This is a genomic window from Bacillus pretiosus, assembly GCF_051294775.1.
Lineage (GTDB): Bacteria > Bacillota > Bacilli > Bacillales > Bacillaceae_G > Bacillus_A > Bacillus_A wiedmannii.
Genome location: NZ_JBPPHF010000217.1, coordinates 1 through 302, shown reverse-complemented (window position 1 = coordinate 302; position 302 = coordinate 1). Strand labels below are relative to the sequence as shown.

Genomic DNA, 302 nt, shown 5'->3' with positions numbered 1-302 from the left:
ATATTCAACATATAAAAGATCTCTCGTTTGTTTCCCATCTCCATAAATATTTAGTGGTACATTATCTAATTTATTATTTATAAAAATAGCAACAACCCCACCTTCACCACCTGTTTTCTGGAATGGGCCATACGTATTAAATGGACGAATAACCACAACTGGCAGCTTGTAAGCATAATAGTAAGATAAAACCATGTTTTCAGCAGCAAGTTTTGATCCAGCATATGGAGAAGCTGGTTTAATCGGGTCTAATTCTGATATTCCTTGTATATTAGTAGCTTTATCGTATACCATACACGTAC

1 protein-coding gene is annotated in these 302 nt (G+C 34.4%); it reads right to left on the bottom strand.

The features are described 5' to 3' along the window. Positions 1 to 302 (bottom strand): NAD-dependent epimerase/dehydratase family protein (locus tag ACSG5Z_RS30590; protein ID WP_435712830.1); only part of this gene is annotated, 302 nt, incomplete at both ends.